Below are 18,897 nucleotides of genomic sequence, written 5' to 3' on the forward strand. Positions count from 1 at the left end.
GTCGGTGGGGTGGAGGGCCTCGCTGCGGGTCCGTCACCGGTCCTCGGCGGCCCCGTGGGCCCGAAAGGCGCGTCGCGGCGCGCCGCGGGCCTGCGGTACCCTGACGCCATGCGTGCCGTACGCCTTCTGCTTAGCGAGCCGCGCTGATCAGTCCCGACCACGGTCGTACCAGGTGGTCGGAATCGGCGCGGCGTCCCCTCCTGTGCGAGGGGATTTTTCATTTCCGGAGGCCTGAGGGCCCGGAAGCCCAAGGGCCTGAAGGCCTGAAATGCCGCAGCCGAAGGCGCAGACGATCGATGGAGCTTTGAGGATCATGAGCGAGACGAACCCCGCGGCCACCGCCCCTGTGTCGGCGGAGGCCGCGCCGCACCGCTACACGGCCGCTCTGGCGGCCGAGATCGAGGCACGCTGGCAGGACTTCTGGGACGCCGAGGGCACCTACGACGCGCCCAACCCGAGCGGTGACCTGGCGGACGACCCGGAGCTGGTCGCCCGGCCCAAGAAGTTCATCATGGACATGTTCCCCTACCCCTCCGGTGCGGGACTGCACGTCGGCCACCCCCTGGGCTACATCGCCACCGACGTCTCCGCCCGGTTCCAGCGCATGACCGGCCACAACGTCCTGCACACCCTGGGCTTCGACGCCTTCGGGCTGCCCGCCGAGCAGTACGCCGTGCAGACCGGCACGCACCCGCGGGTGTCCACCGAGGCCAACATCGAGAACATGAAGGCCCAGCTGCGCCGGCTGGGCCTGGGCCACGACCGGCGCCGGTCGTTCGCCACGATCGACCCGGAGTACTACAAGTGGACCCAGTGGATCTTCCTGCAGATCTTCAACTCCTGGTACGACGACAAGGCCGACCGGGCCCGCCCGATCACCGAGCTGATCGCCGAGTTCGAGTCCGGTGAGCGCCCCGTACCGGGCCACGCGCGCGCGTGGAGCGAACTGAGCGAGGCCGAGCGCGCCGACGTCCTGGGCGGGTTCCGGCTGGCCTACGCCTCCGACGCGCCGGTCAACTGGTGCCCCGGCCTGGGCACCGTACTGGCCAACGAGGAGGTCACCGCCGAGGGCCGCTCCGAGCGCGGCAACTTCCCGGTCTTCAAGGCGAAGCTGCGCCAGTGGAACATGCGCATCACCGCCTACGCCGAGCGGCTGCTGGCGGACCTGGACGCCCTGGACTGGCCCGAGGCCATCAAACTGCAGCAGCGTAACTGGATCGGCCGCTCCGAGGGCGCCCGCGTCGACTTCCCCATCGACGGCGAGAACATCACCGTCTTCACCACCCGACCCGACACCCTGTTCGGCGCCACCTACATGGTGCTGGCCCCCGAGCACCCGCTGGTCGAGAAGTTCACCCCGGCCACCTGGCCCGAGGGCACCCACGACGTCTGGACCGGCGGCCACGCCACCCCGGCCGAGGCCGTCGCCGCCTACCGCGCGCAGGCCGCCTCCAAGTCCGACGTGGAGCGGCAGGCCGAGGCCAAGGACAAGACCGGCGTCTTCACCGGCTCCTACGCGACCAACCCGGTCAACGGCGAGCAGGTGCCCGTCTTCATCGCCGACTACGTCCTGATGGGCTACGGCACCGGCGCGATCATGGCCGTCCCCGCCGGTGACCAGCGCGACTTCGAGTTCGCGCGCGCCTTCGAACTGCCGATCCACTGCATCGTCGAGCCGACGGACGGTCGCGGCACGGACACCGCCACCTGGGAGGACGCCTTCGCGTCGTACGACGCGAAGATCATCAACTCGTCCAACGACGAGGTGAGCCTGGACGGTCTGGGCGTCGTCGAGGCCAAGGCGCGCATCACCGAGTGGCTGGAGCGCCGGGGCATCGGCGAGGGCACCGTCAACTTCCGGCTGCGCGACTGGCTGTTCAGCCGCCAGCGCTACTGGGGCGAGCCCTTCCCGATCGTCTACGACGAGGACGGCACCGCCCACGCGCTGCCCGAGTCGATGCTGCCGCTGGAACTGCCCGAGGTCGAGGACTACTCCCCGCGCACCTTCGACCCCGACGACGCCGACAGCCGGCCCGAGACGCCGCTGTCGCGCAACGAGGACTGGGTCCACGTCACCCTGGACCTGGGCGACGGCCGCGGTCCGCGCCGGTACCGGCGCGAGACCAACACCATGCCCAACTGGGCCGGTTCCTGCTGGTACGAGCTGCGCTACCTGGACCCGCACAACAGCGAGAAGCTGGTCGACCCGGAGATCGAGCAGTACTGGATGGGCCCGCGCGAGGGCATGCCGCACGGCGGTGTCGACCTGTACGTCGGCGGTGCCGAGCACGCCGTCCTGCACCTGCTGTACGCGCGTTTCTGGTCCAAGGTGCTGCACGACCTGGGCCACGTCTCGTCGGCGGAGCCGTTCCACAAGCTGTACAACCAGGGCATGATCCAGGCCTACGTCTACCGCGACAGCCGCGGCATCGCGGTACCGGCCGCCGAGGTGGAGGAGCACGAGGGCGCCTACTACTACCAGGGCGAGAAGGTCTCCCGGCTGCTGGGCAAGATGGGCAAGTCCCTGAAGAACGCGGTCACTCCGGACGAGATCTGCGCCGAGTACGGGGCCGACACCCTGCGCCTGTACGAGATGGCGATGGGCCCGCTGGACGTGTCGCGGCCGTGGGACACCCGTGCGGTGGTCGGTCAGTTCCGGCTGCTGCAGCGGCTGTGGCGCAACATCGTCGACGAGAACACCGGCGAGGTCACCGTCGTCGACACCGAGCCCGGTGAGGAGAGCCTGCGCGCCCTGCACAAGGCGATCGACGGGGTGCGCCAGGACCTGGAGGGCATGCGCTTCAACACCGCCATCGCCAAGGTCACCGAGCTGAACAACCACCTGACCAAGCAGGGGGGTGCGGTGCCGCGTCCGGTCGCCGAGTCCCTGGTGCTGCTGGTGGCGCCGCTGGCCCCGCACATCGCGGAGGAGCTGTGGCGCGCGCTGGGCCACACCGACTCGGTCGTCCACCGGGACTTCCCGGTCGCCGACCCGGCGTACGTGGTCGACGAGGCCGTCACCTGCGTGGTCCAGGTCAAGGGCAAGGTCAAGGCCCGCCTGGAGGTGTCGCCGTCGATCTCCGAGGAGGAGCTGGAGAAGGTGGCGCTGGCCGACGAGAGGGTCGTCGCGGCGCTGGGCGGGGCCGGGATCCGCAAGGTGATCGTGCGGGCACCGAAGCTGGTGAACATCGTTCCGGCGTGACGCTGTGACGCGGTGACGCTGTGACGCCTTAGAGTTGCGGGCCGGCCCGCTACGGGTCGGCCGGGCTGCTACCGACCGGTCGGGCTGCGGGGTTGCAAAACGGTGGGCTCGGGGTACTCCCCTACGGGCAGGTTCGGGGTTCTTCCGGAACTCCGGACCTGCCCGTTGCGTTTACCTTTGAAGAGCGGCGCGGTGTGTGCGGCGGCAGGCCCAAGGGCCCGGAGGAGGAGTCTCGTGGAAGCAGTGATCGCAGTGTTGGCCCTGCTCTTCGTGCTCTTCGTCGTGCTCGGCGCGTATGCCACCGTGAAGGCCGTCGGAGCCGCCAAGCGCAGTGCGGACCGGCACATCACCCAGGCCCGCCGCACGGTCGAGGACCACACCCTGAAGGTCAAGTCCTTCGCCCAGTCCGGCCCGGCCGGCGAGATCGCCCAACTCCGGCTCACCCTGCGTACGTCCATGCGGGCCACCCAGGACGCGCTGGAGGCCGGCGCCACCGAGGACCAGTCCCTCAAGGAGTCCCTCACCCTCTTCGAGCGGCTCAGCGCGCACGGGCACGAACTGGAGGGCGAACTCAGGCGCCTGGAGTCCGAGCCGGACCGCGGCAGCCTCGGCAGGCGGCTGCCCGAACTGCGCGAGCGTACCCACCGCATCACGCGGTCGGCGGACTCCCTGCGCTGGGCGGCCCGCGACCGCGCCCGCCACTTCGCGGACGACGACCTCGACTCCCTGAGCAGCCAGATCGACATGGAGACCGGAGCCCTGCGGCACTGGACGACCACCGAGCAGCAGTCCGCCCCGGCGTCCGCCTCCGCCGCGTCCCCGCCCCGGCCCGCGGCAACGGCCGAGGACGCCCCGGCAGCCGGACCGGCCCGCCCCGCCATCACCCCGCCCGGACCGCGCCTCACCTACCCCTGGCAGAAGAAGCCCCGTCCGGAGAGCACCACTTGATCCGGTCGTTCCGGTCGCCGTGATCCGGACACGGTCCCGCCCGGCACGCCGGTCCGGGCTGCCGAGGAGGCCGTACGCCAGGTAACCTCCAGCCCATGTCCCGCCATGTCGCCATCATCACCGATTCAACGGCCTACCTTCCGGCCCGGACGATGGAGCGGCACGGCATCACCGCGGTTCCCCTGACCGTGGTCCTGGGGGACCGCGCGCTGGAAGAGGGCACCGAGATCTCCACCCGCTCCCTCGCCGAGGCGCTGCAGAAACGGCGTCCGGTGACGACGTCCCGGCCCGGCCCCGAGGTCTTCGCCGAGACCTACCGCAAGGCCGCCGAGTCCGGCGCCACCGGCATCGTCTCCCTCCACCTCTCCGCCGAACTCTCCGGCACCTACGACGCGGCGGTCGTCGCGGCGCGTGAGGCGCCGGTGCCGGTGCGGGTGGTGGACACCGGCATGATCACCATGGCGCTCGGATTCTGCGCCCTCGCCGCCGCACGGACCGCGGAGGCGGGCGGCACCGCGGACGACGCGGTCACGGCCGCGGAGAAGCGGGCGGCGGGCACCTCCGCGTACTTCTACGTCGACACCCTGGACTATCTGCGCCGCGGCGGACGCATCGGGGCCGCGCAGGCCCTGCTGGGCTCGGCGCTCGCCGTGAAGCCGCTGCTCCAGCTGGCGGGCGGCCGTATCGAACCCCTGGAGAAGGTGCGCACGGCGTCGAGGGCCATCGCCCGCCTGGAGGAGATCGCGGCCGAGCGGGCGGGCGCCGCCGAGGTCGACGTCGCCGTCCACCACCTCGCCGCACCGGACCGCGCGTCGGCCCTCGCGGACCGGCTGCGCACGCGGCTGCCCGGCCTGGCCGACCTGCACGTCAGCGAGGTCGGCGCGGTGATCGGCGCGCACACGGGACCCGGCCTGCTGGGGGTCGTGGTCTCGACCCGGTGAGGGGCTGCTGCCGGGGCGGCGTGTCAGGGTGACGGAGTTGTCCACAACCGGCCGGTAGTCCACCGGAATCAAGCAAGATCATCGCGGATGCGGCGATCTGCCCGATCATTCCCGGCATGGCACTTCGATCACGTTCACACACGGCGACCGCGACCAGCGGGCCGGGCCGTGCACCCGCCTCCGACGGCCGCGCCCGCCACCGCAGGCCGTCCGCCGCCGGGACGGGATCCCGCTCCGGCGCCGGACGGGTGCGGCACGAGCACCGGCACCGGGACCGTGACGCCTCGGCGGAAGAGCTTCGGCGCCGGGCGGAGGCGCTGTTCGGGGAGCGGGGCGGGGGCGTCCAGGACATCAGGGGCGCCAGGGTCGTGCCGCGCTGGGCCGTGAGAGGCGCGGGCCCGGACCCGGCGGACGTGCGGACGCGGGAGGCGTTCCCGCACTCGGCGGCTTCCAGCAGGGTGGACCCGGACCTGGTGGCGGATCCGGACCCGTCGGCTGCGGGGGAGTGGCGGCCGGCCGGCCGGACGGTGCTCGCCCTGCGGGAGCGGCTGCCGCTGTGGGTGCGGACGCGGTGCGGGCTGGAACGGCGGAGCGTGATCGCGCTGTCGGTGCTGCTCATGGTGGTGGTGGGGTTCGCCGTACAGCACTTCTGGGGCGGACGGACCCAGCCGGTGCGGGCACCGGAGGTGGTGGGGGCGGCCGTGCCCCACGACGAGAACCGGCCGACCGCCCCGGCCGGAGCCGGCGAACCCGCCGGCACGGATCCTGCGGGGACGGCGGTCCCCGAGATCGTGGTCGACGTCGGCGGCAAGGTGCGTGACCCGGGCGTCCACCGCCTCCCGGCCGGCTCACGGGTCGCGGACGCGTTGCGGGCGGCGGGCGGAGTACGCCCCGGGACCAAGACCGACGGCCTCAACCGGGCCCGCTTCCTCGTGGACGGCGAGCAGGTGATCGTCGGCGGCCCGGCACCGGCGGCAGGGCCGGGGCCCGTGCCGGGCGGTCCGGCCGGAACGGCGGGAGCCGGACCCACGGCACCGGTGTCCCTCAACACCGCCACGTCGGAGCAGCTCGAGACCCTCCCCGGCGTCGGCCCCGTGCTGGCCCGGCACATCATCGAGCACCGCACCCGGAACGGCGGTTTCCGCTCGGTGGACGAACTACGGGAAGTAAACGGCATCGGCGACCGCCGCTTCGCGGACCTGCGGAACCTCGTGCGGCCATGAGCAGCCGGAGGACGAGGCCCGCCCTCACGGAACCCGCCCTCACAGAACCCGCCCTCACGGAACCCGCCACCCGGCTGCCCGTGCACGCCTCCTCCGGGAAGCGGCTCGGCGCCTCCCACCCGCGCCAGGAGGGACCGGCCGACCTGCGGCTCGTACCGCCCGCGCTGGCGGCCTGGATCACGGCGGCGGTGATGCTGCACGCCCCGCCCGACCGGGTGCTGGGCACCGTGATCGCGTCCCTGGCACTGGCCACCGTCCTCCTCGCCCTGCGAAACCGCAGAGCGGGACCGGGACCTGCGGGACGGGGACGTAGGGGACAGGGACGTACGGGGCAGGGACACGTACGCGTCTCCGGAGTCGCGGTACTGCTCTGCGTCGCCGCTGCCGCCTGCTCGGCGGGGCTGCACGGCGCGGATCTGCGGCGGGGCCCGGTACCGGAGCTGGCGCGGGAGTACGCCGCCGTGACGGCCGAGGTCGAGATCACCTCCGACCCCCGCCTGACCCGGCCCAGGACCGGCACCGGCCGACCGGCCCCGACGACGGTGCTCATCGAGGCCGACGTGCGGCGGGTGGAGCGGGCAGGGCAGGCCGGGGTCGGATCGGCGGTGGCGACCCGGGCCCCGGTGCTGATGATGGTCGACGCGCGTCCGGCCGGGGACGGTACGCCGGAGGGACGCGCACGCCCTGCCGGGAAACGTTCACCGTGGCTCGGACTGCTGCCGTCCACCCGGCTGCGGATCGAGGCCCGGCTCGCGCCCGCGACGGCGGGCGGTGACCGGTTCGCGGCCGTGCTGCGGGTCAAGGGCCGGGACGGACCGGAGACGGTGGGGGAGCCGACGGGGCCACAACGGCTGGCGGGGCGGCTGCGGGCCGGACTGAGGACGGCGACCGACGGGCTGTCGACGGACGCGCGGGCCCTGCTGCCGGGGCTGGTCGTCGGCGACACCGCACGCGTCACCCCGGAACTCGAAGAGGCGTTCAGAGAGACCGACCTCACCCACACGCTGGCCGTCTCCGGTGCCAACTTCACCATCCTCCTCGCCCTGCTCCTCGGCCCGCCGGGCCTGGCGCAGTATGCCGAGCGCCGTGGTCTGGCCGCGCGCCTCGGCATCCCGCTGCGGACGACCGCGCTGCTCGGCGGGGTGATCTCGCTCGGGTTCGTCGTCGTGTGCCGGCCGGATCCGAGTGTGCTGCGGGCCGCGGCCTGCGGGTCCGTCGCCCTGCTCGCGCTCGCCACCGGCCGCCGCAGATCGCTGATCCCGGCGCTGGCGACGGCCGTCCTGCTGCTGGTGCTCTACGACCCGTGGCTGGCCCGCACCTACGGCTTCCTGCTCTCCGTGCTGGCCACCGGCGCCCTGCTCACGCTCGCCCCGCGCTGGAGCACCGGACTGCGACGGCGCGGAGTGCCGCCACGGCTCGCGGAGGCGCTGGCCGCCGCGGGTGCCGCGCAGGCGGTGTGCGCGCCGGTGGTCGTCGTCCTGTCGGCGCGGGTGAGCCTGGTGGCGGTGCCGTGCAACCTCCTCGCCGAGTTCGCGCTCGCACCGGCCACCGTGCTGGGCTTCCTGGCGCTGGCCACCGCCCTGCCGGCGATACCGCTGGCGAAGGCGCTCGCCTGGTGCGCGAGCTGGCCCGCGGAGTGGATCGCGCAGATCGCCCGGACCGGGGCCGCGCTGCCCGGCGCCGGAATCGACTGGCCGGGCGGCTGGGCCGGGGCGGCACTGCTCGGGGCGCTCACCCCGGTCGTGCTGCTGGCCGGCCGGAGGCTGCTGGGGCACCCCTGGTGGTGCGCGGTCTGCGCGCTGCTCCTGGTGCTCCTGGTGGTGCGGCCGCCGCCGCTGACCCGGGTGGTCACGGGCTGGCCGCCGCCGGGCTGGCGGCTGGTGATGTGCGACGTGGGCCAGGGCGACGCGATGGTGCTGGCGGCGGGCGAGGACACCGGGGTGGTCGTGGACGCCGGCCCGGACCCGGCCCTGGTGGACCGCTGCCTGCGCTCCCTCGGCATCACCCGCGTCCCGCTGGTCGTGCTGACCCACTTCCACGCCGACCATGTGGCGGGCCTGCCCGGTGTGCTGCGCGGCCGCTTGGTGGGCGAGATCGCGATCACGGGACTGGAGGAACCTGCCGACCAGGCCCGCTTCGTACGCCGTCTCGCGGCCGACCGGCACCTGCCGATGACGCGTGCCGTCGCCGGGGAGCGGCGGCGCACGGGGGACCTGTCCTGGGAGGTGGTGTGGCCCCCACTGAGCCCCCGGCAGCCCGCAGCGCCCACGGCCCCGCAGTCCTGGACCCCGCAGCCGGAGGGCCCGAACGACGCCAGCGTGGCCATGCTCGTCCGGACAGGGGGCCTGCGCCTGCTCCTGCTCGGCGACCTGGAACCCCCGGCCCAGCGGGCCCTGGCCAGATCACCCGCCGCGGGGCGCCTGGCCGACGTCGACATCCTGAAGGTCGCCCACCACGGCTCGTCCTTCCAGGATCCCGGCCTCCTGCGCCGGGTGGCACCCCGGCTGGCGCTGATCTCCGCGGGCCGCGACAACACGTACGGCCACCCGGCTCCCACCACGCTCGACGCCCTCCGCAACGCCGGTACCGCGGTCCTGCGGACAGACCGCGACGGCGCGATCGCGGTGCTCGGCGACGAGGACGGGAGGGGAGAGCTACGAGTGGCGCGACGCTGAGGGCATGAGGGGAGCCGCGCACGACGACACGGACGAGGAAGCGACCCGAGCCCGGACGCGGGCACACAAGCGGGCACCGACGCCGGTCCGGACGCGACGGCGGTCGACGCCGGACTCTCCGATGTACGCCGTGATGCCGGCCGGGCTGCCGCTGCCCTGAGCGGTGGAGAGGGGGCAGCCTCTTCCAGAGCGCGGCGCGCGGCAGTAAAAGCCTTCATGGGCCGTTCATGTCGGTGTGCTCAGCGATGGCCATCGCGACCCTGGCGAAACAGCGCCGGGGTGAACGCATCTGTCACCGCTCGGGCTGCTTCTGCCACCGGCCCCGGACCGACGACGGCAACGGCAACGGTGATGCCTCGCTGATGTGGCTCACACCAGAAGGGCCTGTGAACGGACCAATCGGGCATGTCCTCGAACAGACCCTCGATGCGATGGCCGATGCCGAGGAAATCCTCGTAGCGGGCGACGCCGGCCTGGCCCAGAACCGGGCCGGGACCGGCCTTGTACTTGCCGCGGTCCTCAACCACCAGGCGCTTGGGCCTTCGCCTGGGCCGGAGCGGCGAAGCCAGGCTGTCCGAGCCGGCCCACCGCCGCCGCGCGGCCGAACTCGCTCACCGCATCGCCGCAGAGGACGGCGCCGCTGCGATGCTCGCCCCCATCGGCTCAGGGGGTGCCGGGCGAGCCCGAGGGATGCTCCGTCGTCGTGCTGCTGTGCCAGGCTGTCCGAGACGCTCTGCCGCGTCCAGCGCTGCCGAAACTCACGAATGATTCGAACGCCGCCGCCCCCGGCCGCTTTCCGAAGTCGTGAGTAAACGCTGCCGAAGTCGTGAACGTGGTCGACTCGCCGAGCTCCTTCGCCGCCTCATCGGCAGCTCCAGTCGCGATCGCCGCTCTCAGAAGCGTCAGGCGCCGTACTCGGTCGGCCTTGCGGCCTTGCCCGCATCCGTATCCCGCGCGCACACCCTGGTGGATGAGGCATCACCGCGATAAACGATGACGACTGCTGAGAGGACGACGGCCAGACCGAGAGCGGTCTGCGGACCGAACGGTTCACCGAACATGAAGGCTCCCCAGCCCGCTGTGACCGGGGCCATGAGGAACATGAGCGTGTTGACCTTGGTGACTCCGGAGCGCCTCAGGATGAGCCAGTACAGCCCGTACCCGCCGAAGGTCGACAAGGCCACGAGCCAGGTGATCGCGACCCAGAACGAGGGCTCAGCAGGTGGTTTCGCGACTCCGGCGCTCACGGCAAGTGCCGTGAAGACGACTGCACTGGTGGCGCAGTGGACGGTCATCGACACCGAGGGTGCGACCCGCGCGCGGGAGCGGCTTTCGAGGAACGTGGCCGCCACCAGCGAGAACATGCCGAGGAAGGGGACGAGATAGGCCCACCGGGCCACACCGGTGCCGGCCGCGGCATCGGCCATGGTGACAAGGGCGACGCCGCTCACCCCCAGGCACAGGCCGAGCCACTGCTTGCGCGTGACGTACTGACGCAGCAACGGTCCGGCGAGTACTCCGGCGACGAGGGGCTGGACGCCGTCGATCAGGGCTGTGGTGCCGCTGGAGACCCCGAGTTGAATCGCGTAGTAGACGGTGAGCAGGTAGCCGCTCTGCGACAGCGCGCCGATCATGGACTGCCGGGCCACATCCCGCACCGTGAGGCCCCGCCACGACGTTCCGGAGGTGGTGGCGATGACGATCAGGACGACGGCCAGCGGCAGGAACCGCCACATCAGGATCGTGACCGCGGACGCACTGCCCGCGCCGAGCTTGGCCCCGATGAACCCGGAACTCCAGCAGAGCACGAAGGCGATCGAGAGCAGGAAGTTCATGTCTCGCCCTCCAGTAAACAGATCGGTATACCCGCCAAGTCACTATACAGATCGGTATGGTGTGGAGGTATGGGTATTGCCGAGAGACCGCGACGGATCACGATGACGCCTGCCGCACGGCGCGTCCTGGAGGCCGCCGCGAGGCTGTTCTACGAGCGCGGCGTCCATGCCGTCGGGGTGGACCTGATCGCCGCCGAGGCCGGGGTGACGAAGAAGACCCTCTACGACCGGTTCGGTTCCAAGGAGCAGGTCGTCGTGGAGTACCTCGCGGATCGTGATGAACGCTGGCGGGGCTTCCTCGCCCGGTATCTCGACGCGGCACAGCCGGGGTCTGCGGCGCGCGTCCTGGCCGTCTTCGACGCCTCACGCGCGTGGGCGAAGAAGAACAGTTCCAAGGGATGCGGCATGGTCAACGCTCACGCCGAGATCAGCGACCCGTCCCACCCGGCCTACCCGATCATCATCGAACAGAAGCAGTGGATGCTCGCCCTGTTCACCGACCTCGTCGGGGACATGGATCAGGTCGGGGCCGACCGTCTGAGCCGGACGCTCATGCTGCTTCACGAAGGAGCGCTCGTCGCCCACGGCCTGAACGTCTTCGCGGACCCCATCAGCCATGCCCGTGAACAGGCGCAAGCTCTTCTTGTCGCCGTGGGGGACTCCGCGGTGAAGCGGTGAGGCGACGCCTGAAGGATCGCTTCCGAGAGCCGGAACGGCGCGATGTTCCGCCCTTCGGCGAGGACTGACGGCCGGGGCCCGGCGCTCGGCGCGGGCGACCGACCCGGGCGCCGGACCGTGACGGACCGGGACGGGTCGGTCGTGGTGCTCGGTGGTGGGGAGGGGAGTTGCGGGTGCGCGAGACTGAGGGCATGAGGGAAGCAGCGCGCGACGACACACACGTGGACACGGACAAGGAAGCGAACGCGGACACGCGAGCGGGCGCCGACACCGGTCCGGACGCGACGGCGGTTGATGCCTATCTGCGGCGACTGGGCGTCGAACGGCCGGCCCGGCCCACCGCCGACGCGCTGCGCGAACTGCACTTGCGCCATCTGCGGGCCGTGCCCTTCGAGAACCTCTCGGTCCACCTCGGCGAGGAGATCGTGCTCGACGGGAAACGGCTGCTGGACAAGGTGGTCAGCGGCCGACGGGGCGGCTTCTGCTACGAACTCAACGGAGCCTTCGGCACTTTGCTCACCGCCCTCGGGTACGAGGTCGTCCTGCTCGCCGCGCGGGTGTACGGCGACGGAGGACGGCTCGGCATCCCGTACGACCATCTCGCCCTGCGGGTACGGACCCCGGACGGAGACGACCTGCTCGCCGATGTCGGGTTCGGGGCGCACTTCCTGTTGCCGCCGGTGTTCGGGGAGCGGGAGGAGCAGAAGGACCCCGGGGGCACGTTCCGGATCGCCGAGGTGGTGCCCGACGCGGCCGGGGTGCGCGGTGGCCGTGACGTCCAGGACATCGCCCCGGTCGCGGACCTGGACGTGCTGCGGGACGGGAAGCGGGTGTACCGGCTGGAGCAGCGCCCGAGGGTGCTCGGCGACTTCGTGGGCGGGGCGTGGTGGCACAGCACCTCGCCGCAGTCGCATTTCACGCGGTCACTCGTCTGCTCACGGGCCACCGAGGACGGAGGGAGGATCACGCTCAGCAGCCGCAAGGTCACAGCGACAGCGGGGGACGGTACGCGTGAGGAGCGGGAGTTGGGGACGGACGAGGAGGTGCTCGCGTTCTACCGGGACCGGTTCGGAATCCGCCTCGCCCAGGTGCCGGCTGTGAGAAATCCCCACCAGGCCAGCTGATCGGGGCCAGTGGGGTTTTTAATGGCTGCCGTGAGCGATGTGAGACATGTGCTGGTGCTGCCCGACCGGGATGCCGCGGAGGAGGTGGCGGAGGCGCTCGGGGAGCGCTTCGGTGTCGACGAGGAGCCGCGGCTCGTCCGGGACGCGCTGGCCGGTGAGGACGACGCCGAGGACGCCCAGTGGCTCGTCGTCCTGCGCGACGAGGGGCAGCGGCTGGACCCCGGAGCACTGGACGAGTTCGCGGCGGAGTGGGAGGGCTGGCGGGAGGAGCCCTGACCCTGCGGCACCGCGGCACCGCGGCGCCGGGAACCGTCGCTGTCGGTGGTGCGTGGGATGCTTGTCGCGATGGCCAGGAAGACAGCTCAAGACGACCCTCTCGTCCCGGTGACGCTCGCCGTGGGCCAGGAGGACCTCCTGCTCGACCGTGCCGTGCGGGAGGTGGTGGATGCCGCGAAGGCCGCCGACGCCGACACGGACGTACGGGACCTCACCCCGGACCAGCTCCAGCCCGGCACCCTCGCCGAGCTGACCAGTCCGTCGCTCTTCGCCGAACGCAAGGTCGTGGTCGTACGCAACGCGCAGGACCTGTCGGCCGACACCGTCAAGGACGTGAAGGCGTATCTCGGGGCGCCCGCCGAGGAGATCACCCTGATCCTGCTGCACGCGGGCGGCGCCAAGGGCAAGGGGCTGCTCGACGCGGCGCGCAAGGCGGGCGCGCGGGAGGTGGCCTGTCCGAAGATGACGAAGCCGGCCGACCGGCTGGCCTTCGTGCGGGGCGAGTTCCGGGCCGTCGGGAGATCGGCCACACCGGAGGCGTGCCAGGTGCTGGTCGACGCCCTCGGCAGTGATCTGCGGGAGCTGGCCTCGGCGGTGTCCCAGCTGGCGGCGGACATCGAGGGGACGATCGACGAGGCGGTCGTCGGCCGGTACTACACCGGGCGGGCCGAGGCGTCGAGCTTCACGGTCGCCGACCGCGCGGTGGAGGGACGGGCGACGGAGGCGCTGGAGGCGCTGCGCTGGTCGCTGGCGACGGGGGTGGCGCCGGTGCTGATCACCAGCGCGCTGGCCCAGGGCGTACGGGGCATCGGGAAGCTGCTGTCGGCGCGCGGCGGCAGACCGGCCGATCTGGCGCGGGAGTTGGGCATGCCGCCGTGGAAGATCGACCGGGTGCGGCAGCAGATGCGGGGCTGGACCCCGGACGGCGTGTCCGTGGCGCTGCGGGCCGTGGCCGAGGCGGACGCCGGGGTCAAGGGCGCCGGGGACGACCCGGAGTACGCCCTGGAGAAGGCGGTCGTCACCATCGCGCGCGCGGCGCGGTCGCGGGGACGGGCGTAGGGCCGCTGCCCACCGGGTGTCCTGCCGGGTGTGTCCCCGGGCGCCCTGCCGGCGTCGGCCCCACCGGCCGCCCGGCCCCCACAGACCGAGGACCCCGCCCGTCACCCGGGGGAAGGGTGGACGGACGGGGTCCTCGGTCGAAGCACGGAGCTCGTACCCGCGTGGCGAACGCAGGCCGCGTACGAGCTCGGGGTGCCGGTCGGGGGCGGAGAGAGAGGGCCCGCCCGGGTCCTTCCGGCGATCAGATCAAAGAGTGGTTCAGCCCTTGACGGACGCGACCTTCAGCGCCAGCGCCGACTTCTTGTTGGCGGCCTGGTTCTTGTGGATGACGCCCTTGGAGACGGCCTTGTCGAGCTGACGCGCGGCGACGCGCTGGTACTCGGCGGCCTTCTCGGCGTCACCCGCGGCGACGGCCTCGCGAGCCTTGCGGATCGCGGTCTTCAGAGAGGACTTGACGGCCTTGTTGCGCAGCCGGGCCTTCTCGTTGGTCTTGTTCCGCTTGATCTGGGACTTGATGTTCGCCACGAATGAGCCTCTACAGGTTCTGGCACGGGGCCGCAGGGGTCCCGCGCCGGTGATTGCTTTCCGACGGTGCCCCGTGCCGGGAGGGCAAGAGACACAGCTCCCCACACTACCAGCGGCCCGATCGGCGGCCCAAACCCGTCCCGCGGCCCACCCGGGGGACGCCGTCCGGAGGAGCTCACCCCGCACCCGTGGGACGATGGAAGCTACGTATCGATCCGACCCGAGACCGCAGACACTGCGGACGCCTCAAGAATCAGGACCCTGCGTGCCCGCGACCCCCAGCCACGTGCCCGAGCCGAGCCGTACCGACCCGGCTCTGATCCGCAACTTCTGCATCATCGCGCACATCGACCACGGCAAGTCCACGCTCGCCGACCGGATGCTCCAGCTGACCGGTGTGGTCGAGCAGCGGCAGATGCGTGCCCAGTACCTCGACCGCATGGACATCGAGCGTGAGCGCGGCATCACGATCAAGTCCCAGGCGGTGAGGTTGCCGTGGGCGCCCACTCACGACAAGGGCAGCACGCACATCCTCAACATGATCGACACGCCGGGGCACGTCGACTTCACCTACGAGGTGTCGCGGTCGCTCGCCGCCTGCGAGGGCACGATCCTGCTGGTGGACGCCGCTCAGGGCATCGAGGCGCAGACCCTCGCCAACCTGTACCTGGCGATGGAGAACGACCTCACGATCATCCCGGTGCTCAACAAGATCGACCTGCCGGCCGCGCAGCCCGAGAAGTTCGCCGAGGAGCTCGCCAACCTGGTCGGCTGCGAGCCCGACGACGTGCTGAAGGTGTCCGCCAAGACCGGGCTCGGCGTCGAGGCGCTGCTCGACCGGGCGGTCGCCGACATCCCCGCCCCGGTCGGCGTCAAGGACGCCCCGGCCCGCGCGATGATCTTCGACTCGGTGTACGACTCGTACCGCGGTGTGGTGACGTACGTCCGGGTCATCGACGGCCAGCTCAACAAGCGTGAGCGCATCCGGATGATGTCCACGGGCGCGACGCACGAGCTGCTGGAGATCGGTACGAACTCGCCGGAGATGCTGTCCTCCGACGGCCTGGGCGTCGGCGAGGTGGGCTACCTCATCACCGGCGTGAAGGACGTCCGCCAGTCCAAGGTCGGTGACACCATCACCAGCCAGCACAAGGGGGCCGAGGAGGCGCTGGGCGGCTACAAGGAGCCCAAGCCCATGGTCTTCTCCGGCCTGTACCCGATGGACGGCTCCGACTACCCCCTGCTGCGCGACGCGCTGGACAAGCTCCAGCTCAACGACGCGGCCCTGGTCTACGAGCCGGAGACGTCCGCGGCCCTCGGGTTCGGCTTCCGCGTGGGCTTCCTGGGCCTGCTGCACCTCGACGTGATCCGTGAGCGCCTCGAGCGCGAGTTCGGGCTCGACCTGATCGCCACCGCGCCCAACGTGGTGTACCGCGTGAACATGGAGGACGGCGCCGAGCACATCGTCACCAACCCGAGCGAGTTCCCCGAGGGGAAGATCGACAAGGTCTTCGAGCCGGTGGTACGGGCCACGATCCTCGCGCCCACCGAGTTCATCGGCGCGATCATGGAGCTGTGCCAGACCCGGCGCGGCACCCTGCTCGGCATGGACTACCTCTCCGAGGACCGGGTCGAGATCCGCTACACGCTGCCGCTCGCGGAGATCGTCTTCGACTTCTTCGACCAGCTGAAGTCCAAGACCCGCGGCTACGCCTCGCTGGACTACGAGCCCACGGGCGAGCAGTCCTCCAGCCTGGTCAAGGTCGACATCCTGCTGCACGGCGACAAGGTGGACGCCTTCTCGGTGATCACCCACAAGGACCAGGCGTACGCGTACGGCGTGCGGCTCGTCGCCAAGCTGCGGGAGCTGATCCCGCGGCAGGGCTTCGAGGTGCCCGTCCAGGCCGCCATCGGCTCCCGGGTGATCGCCCGCGAGACCGTCCGCGCCATCCGCAAGGACGTCCTCGCCAAGTGCTACGGCGGTGACATCTCGCGCAAGCGCAAGCTGCTGGAGAAGCAGAAGGAGGGCAAGAAGCGGATGAAGATGGTGGGTTCCGTGGAGGTCCCGCAGGAGGCCTTCATCGCCGTCCTCTCCAGCGACGAGAGCGCGGGGTCGGGCAAGGGCAAGAAGTAACAAGGAGTAACAAGAAACAACCGGAGTCACCGAGGGTGCCAAGACACCCCGCGAGCCGGACGGAGAGGGGCCCGACGCGCGCAGGCGCGTCGGGCCCCCGCGCATCGGTCGTCACAGTGGATCAAAACAGTGGATCAAAGGGGCCTCTGTGCGAAGTGACAGGCCGTGGCCCCTTACGAAGCCGCCGGTCGGGCTCTACTCTGTCCCTGCCCGACGGTTACTCATGAGTTAAACAAGGTCATGCGAGCGTAACCAGTCGATCACCAGCCGACACCGAGCCGACACCCGAAACGATCACCAGCCGCACACCTGTCACATCTGAGCCAGCCGCACCGTTGCGGGCCCCGGAGGACGTCTTGAGCGACACACTGACTTTGATCGAGAACCGGCCGCCGAGCGTGGCGACCCTCTTCCTGGAGCGTGTCGCCGCCACACCGGACGCCGAGGCGTACCGCTATCCCGTCCCGTCCGCCACCGGCGAGGGCCCCGACGGCTGGAAGTCGCTGACCTGGGCCGAGGCCGCCCAGCGGGTCGACGCCATCGCGGCCGGTCTGATCGAGCTGGGCGTGCAGCCGGAGGAGCGGGTCGCGCTCGCGTCCGCCACCCGGGTCGAGTGGATCCTCGCCGACCTCGGCATCATGTGCGCGGGCGCCGCCACCAGCACGGTCTACCCGCAGACGAACCTCGACGAGTCCGCGTACATCCTGTCGGACTCCGGCAGCCGGGTGCTGATCGCGGAGAACGCCGAGCAGGTGGCCAAGGCGGTCGCGAAGCGCGCCGAGCTGCCGCAGCTCGGCCAGGTCGTGGTCATCGACGCGACCGGCGTCGAGACCGACGACTGGGTGATCAGCCTGGCCGAGCTGGAGCGCCGTGGCGCGGCCCGGCTGGAGAAGGACGCCGGGCTGGTCAAGGAGCGGGTCGCCGCGATCACCAAGGACCAGCTGGCCACCCTCATCTACACCTCCGGCACCACCGGCCGCCCCAAGGGCGTGCGCCTGCCGCACGACAACTGGTCGTACATGGCGAAGGCGATCGCCGCCACCGGCCTGCTCGACGGCGACGACGTGCAGTACCTGTGGCTGCCGCTCGCGCACGTCTTCGGCAAGGTGCTCACCTCCGGCCACATCGAGGTCGGCCACGTCACCGCGGTCGACGGCCGGGTCGACAAGATCATCGAGAATCTGCCGGTGGTGCGGCCGACCTACATGGCGGCCGTGCCCCGCATCTTCGAGAAGGTCTACAACGGGGTCGCCGCCAAGGCACGGGCGGGCGGTGGCGCCAAGTACAAGATCTTCCAGTGGGCCGCCGAGGTCGCCCGCGAGTATGCCAAGGCCACGCAGGACAACTTCCGCCGCACCGGCACCGCCGGCGCCCCCTTCGGCCTCACCGCGAAGCACAGCATCGCCGACAAGCTGGTCTACGCCAAGATCCGCGAGGCATTCGGCGGCAACCTGCGCGCCTGCATCTCCGGTTCGGCGGCCCTGGCCCCGGACATCGGCTACTTCTTCGCCGGCGCCGGCATCCACATCCTGGAGGGCTACGGCCTCACCGAGTCCTCCGCGGCCTCCTTCGTCAACCCGGGCGAGGCCTACCGCACCGGCACCGTCGGCAAGCCGCTGCCCGGCACCGAGGTCCGCATCGCCGACGACGGCGAGATCCTGCTGCGCGGCCCCGGCATCATGGAGGGCTACCACGGGCTCCCCGAGAAGACCGCCGAGGTGCTGGAGTCCGACGGCTGGTTCCACACCGGCGACATCGGCGAGCTGTCGCCCGACGGCTATCTGCGCATCACCGACCGCAAGAAGGACCTCATCAAGACGTCCGGCGGCAAGTACATCGCGCCCGCCGAGGTCGAGGGACAGTTCAAGGCGGTGTGCCCGTACGTCTCCAACATCCTGGTGCACGGCGCCGACCGGAACTACTGCACCGCCCTCATCGCCCTCGACGAGATCGCGATCACGGCCTGGGCGGCCGAGAACGGCCTGGGCGGCAAGCCGTACGCGGACATCGTCGCCGCGCCCGCCACGGTCGAGATGGTCGACGGCTACGTCAAGCAGCTCAACGAGGGCCTGCAGCGCTGGCAGACCATCAAGAAGTTCCGCCTCCTGCCGCGTGACCTCGACATCGAGCACGGAGAGATCACCCCGAGCCTGAAGCTGAAGCGCCCGGTGGTGGAGCGCGAGTACAAGCACCTCATCGACGAGATGTACACGGGCGCCCGGGAGGCGTGACCCGTACGGGGCGACCCGTGGGGCGTGAGCCGCAGCGTATGGCCGT

At 71.4% G+C, this 18,897-nt stretch carries 14 protein-coding genes; 11 read left to right on the top strand and 3 right to left on the bottom strand.

From position 1 onward, the window contains the following. Positions 1–313 precede the first annotated feature (313 nt). The 5 genes from leuS (at position 314) to ACTWJ9_RS22615 (ending at position 8,989) form a co-directional block, all read left to right on the top strand. A complete protein-coding gene (leuS, locus tag ACTWJ9_RS22595) occupies positions 314–3,202 on the top strand; it encodes a leucine--tRNA ligase (protein WP_279336087.1) in 2,889 nt (962 codons plus the stop codon). 234 nt (positions 3,203–3,436) lie between these two features. Then, a complete protein-coding gene (locus tag ACTWJ9_RS22600; protein ID WP_387039925.1) occupies positions 3,437–4,150 on the top strand; it encodes a hypothetical protein in 714 nt (237 codons plus the stop codon). A 95-nt stretch (positions 4,151–4,245) separates the two neighbouring features. Then, complete coding sequence (locus tag ACTWJ9_RS22605; RefSeq protein ID WP_279336089.1) at positions 4,246–5,091, top strand: DegV family protein; 846 nt, start codon at positions 4,246–4,248, stop codon at positions 5,089–5,091. 116 nt (positions 5,092–5,207) lie between these two features. Further along, positions 5,208–6,314 (top strand): helix-hairpin-helix domain-containing protein, encoded by a 1,107-nt coding sequence (locus ACTWJ9_RS22610; protein ID WP_443294695.1) that lies wholly within the window; start codon positions 5,208–5,210, stop codon positions 6,312–6,314. Continuing rightward, positions 6,311–8,989 (top strand): ComEC/Rec2 family competence protein, encoded by a 2,679-nt coding sequence (locus ACTWJ9_RS22615; RefSeq protein ID WP_443294696.1) that lies wholly within the window; start codon positions 6,311–6,313, stop codon positions 8,987–8,989. Before ACTWJ9_RS22610 ends, ACTWJ9_RS22615 begins: the two co-directional genes overlap by 4 nt. 239 nt (positions 8,990–9,228) lie before the next feature. Here the strand turns inward: ACTWJ9_RS22615 and ACTWJ9_RS22620 are convergent, their stop codons facing one another. Continuing rightward, a complete protein-coding gene (locus ACTWJ9_RS22620) occupies positions 9,229–9,516 on the bottom strand; it encodes a hypothetical protein (RefSeq protein WP_279336092.1) in 288 nt (95 codons plus the stop codon). Between the two features lie 375 nt (positions 9,517–9,891). Continuing rightward, positions 9,892–10,824 carry a DMT family transporter gene (locus ACTWJ9_RS22625; RefSeq protein ID WP_279336093.1) on the bottom strand — a complete coding sequence of 311 codons (933 nt, stop codon included), beginning with the start codon at positions 10,822–10,824 and terminating at the stop codon, positions 9,892–9,894. A 69-nt stretch (positions 10,825–10,893) separates the two neighbouring features. Here ACTWJ9_RS22625 and ACTWJ9_RS22630 point away from each other — a divergent pair, with 69 nt between their 5' ends. The 4 genes from ACTWJ9_RS22630 (at position 10,894) to holA (ending at position 13,961) form a co-directional block, all read left to right on the top strand. Continuing rightward, the gene (locus ACTWJ9_RS22630) at positions 10,894–11,502 is read left to right on the top strand and encodes a TetR/AcrR family transcriptional regulator (protein WP_443294697.1); all 609 of its coding nucleotides are present in this window, start codon (positions 10,894–10,896) and stop codon (positions 11,500–11,502) included. A gap of 191 nt (positions 11,503–11,693) precedes the next feature. After that, positions 11,694–12,626 carry an arylamine N-acetyltransferase family protein gene (locus ACTWJ9_RS22635; protein ID WP_279336095.1) on the top strand — a complete coding sequence of 311 codons (933 nt, stop codon included), beginning with the start codon at positions 11,694–11,696 and terminating at the stop codon, positions 12,624–12,626. A 30-nt stretch (positions 12,627–12,656) separates the two neighbouring features. Next, entirely contained in the window at positions 12,657–12,902 is a 246-nt protein-coding gene (locus ACTWJ9_RS22640) for a hypothetical protein (RefSeq protein WP_279336096.1), read from the top strand. 69 nt (positions 12,903–12,971) lie between these two features. Beyond that, positions 12,972–13,961 (top strand): DNA polymerase III subunit delta, encoded by a 990-nt coding sequence (gene holA, locus ACTWJ9_RS22645; RefSeq protein ID WP_279336097.1) that lies wholly within the window; start codon positions 12,972–12,974, stop codon positions 13,959–13,961. Positions 13,962–14,219: 258 nt separating this feature from the next. Here holA and rpsT read toward each other — a convergent pair whose 3' ends face one another. Next, complete coding sequence (gene rpsT / locus ACTWJ9_RS22650; RefSeq protein WP_279336098.1) at positions 14,220–14,486, bottom strand: 30S ribosomal protein S20; 267 nt, start codon at positions 14,484–14,486, stop codon at positions 14,220–14,222. Between the two features lie 265 nt (positions 14,487–14,751). Here rpsT and lepA point away from each other — a divergent pair, with 265 nt between their 5' ends. Together lepA and ACTWJ9_RS22660 are read left to right on the top strand one after the other, a co-directional pair. Next, on the top strand, positions 14,752–16,620 hold the full coding sequence (gene lepA / locus ACTWJ9_RS22655; RefSeq protein ID WP_388702040.1) for a translation elongation factor 4: 1,869 nt from the start codon (positions 14,752–14,754) through the stop codon (positions 16,618–16,620). A 356-nt stretch (positions 16,621–16,976) separates the two neighbouring features. Next, a complete protein-coding gene (locus ACTWJ9_RS22660; RefSeq protein WP_279336100.1) occupies positions 16,977–18,851 on the top strand; it encodes an AMP-dependent synthetase/ligase in 1,875 nt (624 codons plus the stop codon). The last annotated feature ends 46 nt before the right edge of the window (positions 18,852–18,897 follow it).

It is taken from the genome of Streptomyces sp. GDS52 (assembly GCF_052246875.1).
Classification (GTDB): domain Bacteria; phylum Actinomycetota; class Actinomycetes; order Streptomycetales; family Streptomycetaceae; genus Streptomyces; species Streptomyces cathayae.

Excerpts from the sequence above, each read along its gene's own strand:
- ACTWJ9_RS22630 (WP_443294697.1), top strand. The coding sequence starts at position 10,894 with ATGGGTATTGCCGAGAGACCGCGACGGATCACGATGACGCCTGCCGCA.
- ACTWJ9_RS22615 (WP_443294696.1), top strand. The coding sequence starts at position 6,311 with ATGAGCAGCCGGAGGACGAGGCCCGCCCTCACGGAACCCGCCCTCACA.
- ACTWJ9_RS22605 (WP_279336089.1), top strand. The coding sequence starts at position 4,246 with ATGTCCCGCCATGTCGCCATCATCACCGATTCAACGGCCTACCTTCCG.
- ACTWJ9_RS22635 (WP_279336095.1), top strand. The coding sequence starts at position 11,694 with ATGAGGGAAGCAGCGCGCGACGACACACACGTGGACACGGACAAGGAA.
- leuS (WP_279336087.1), top strand. The coding sequence starts at position 314 with ATGAGCGAGACGAACCCCGCGGCCACCGCCCCTGTGTCGGCGGAGGCC.
- ACTWJ9_RS22610 (WP_443294695.1), top strand. The coding sequence starts at position 5,208 with ATGGCACTTCGATCACGTTCACACACGGCGACCGCGACCAGCGGGCCG.
- holA (WP_279336097.1), top strand. The coding sequence starts at position 12,972 with ATGGCCAGGAAGACAGCTCAAGACGACCCTCTCGTCCCGGTGACGCTC.
- ACTWJ9_RS22625 (WP_279336093.1), bottom strand. The coding sequence starts at position 10,824 with ATGAACTTCCTGCTCTCGATCGCCTTCGTGCTCTGCTGGAGTTCCGGG.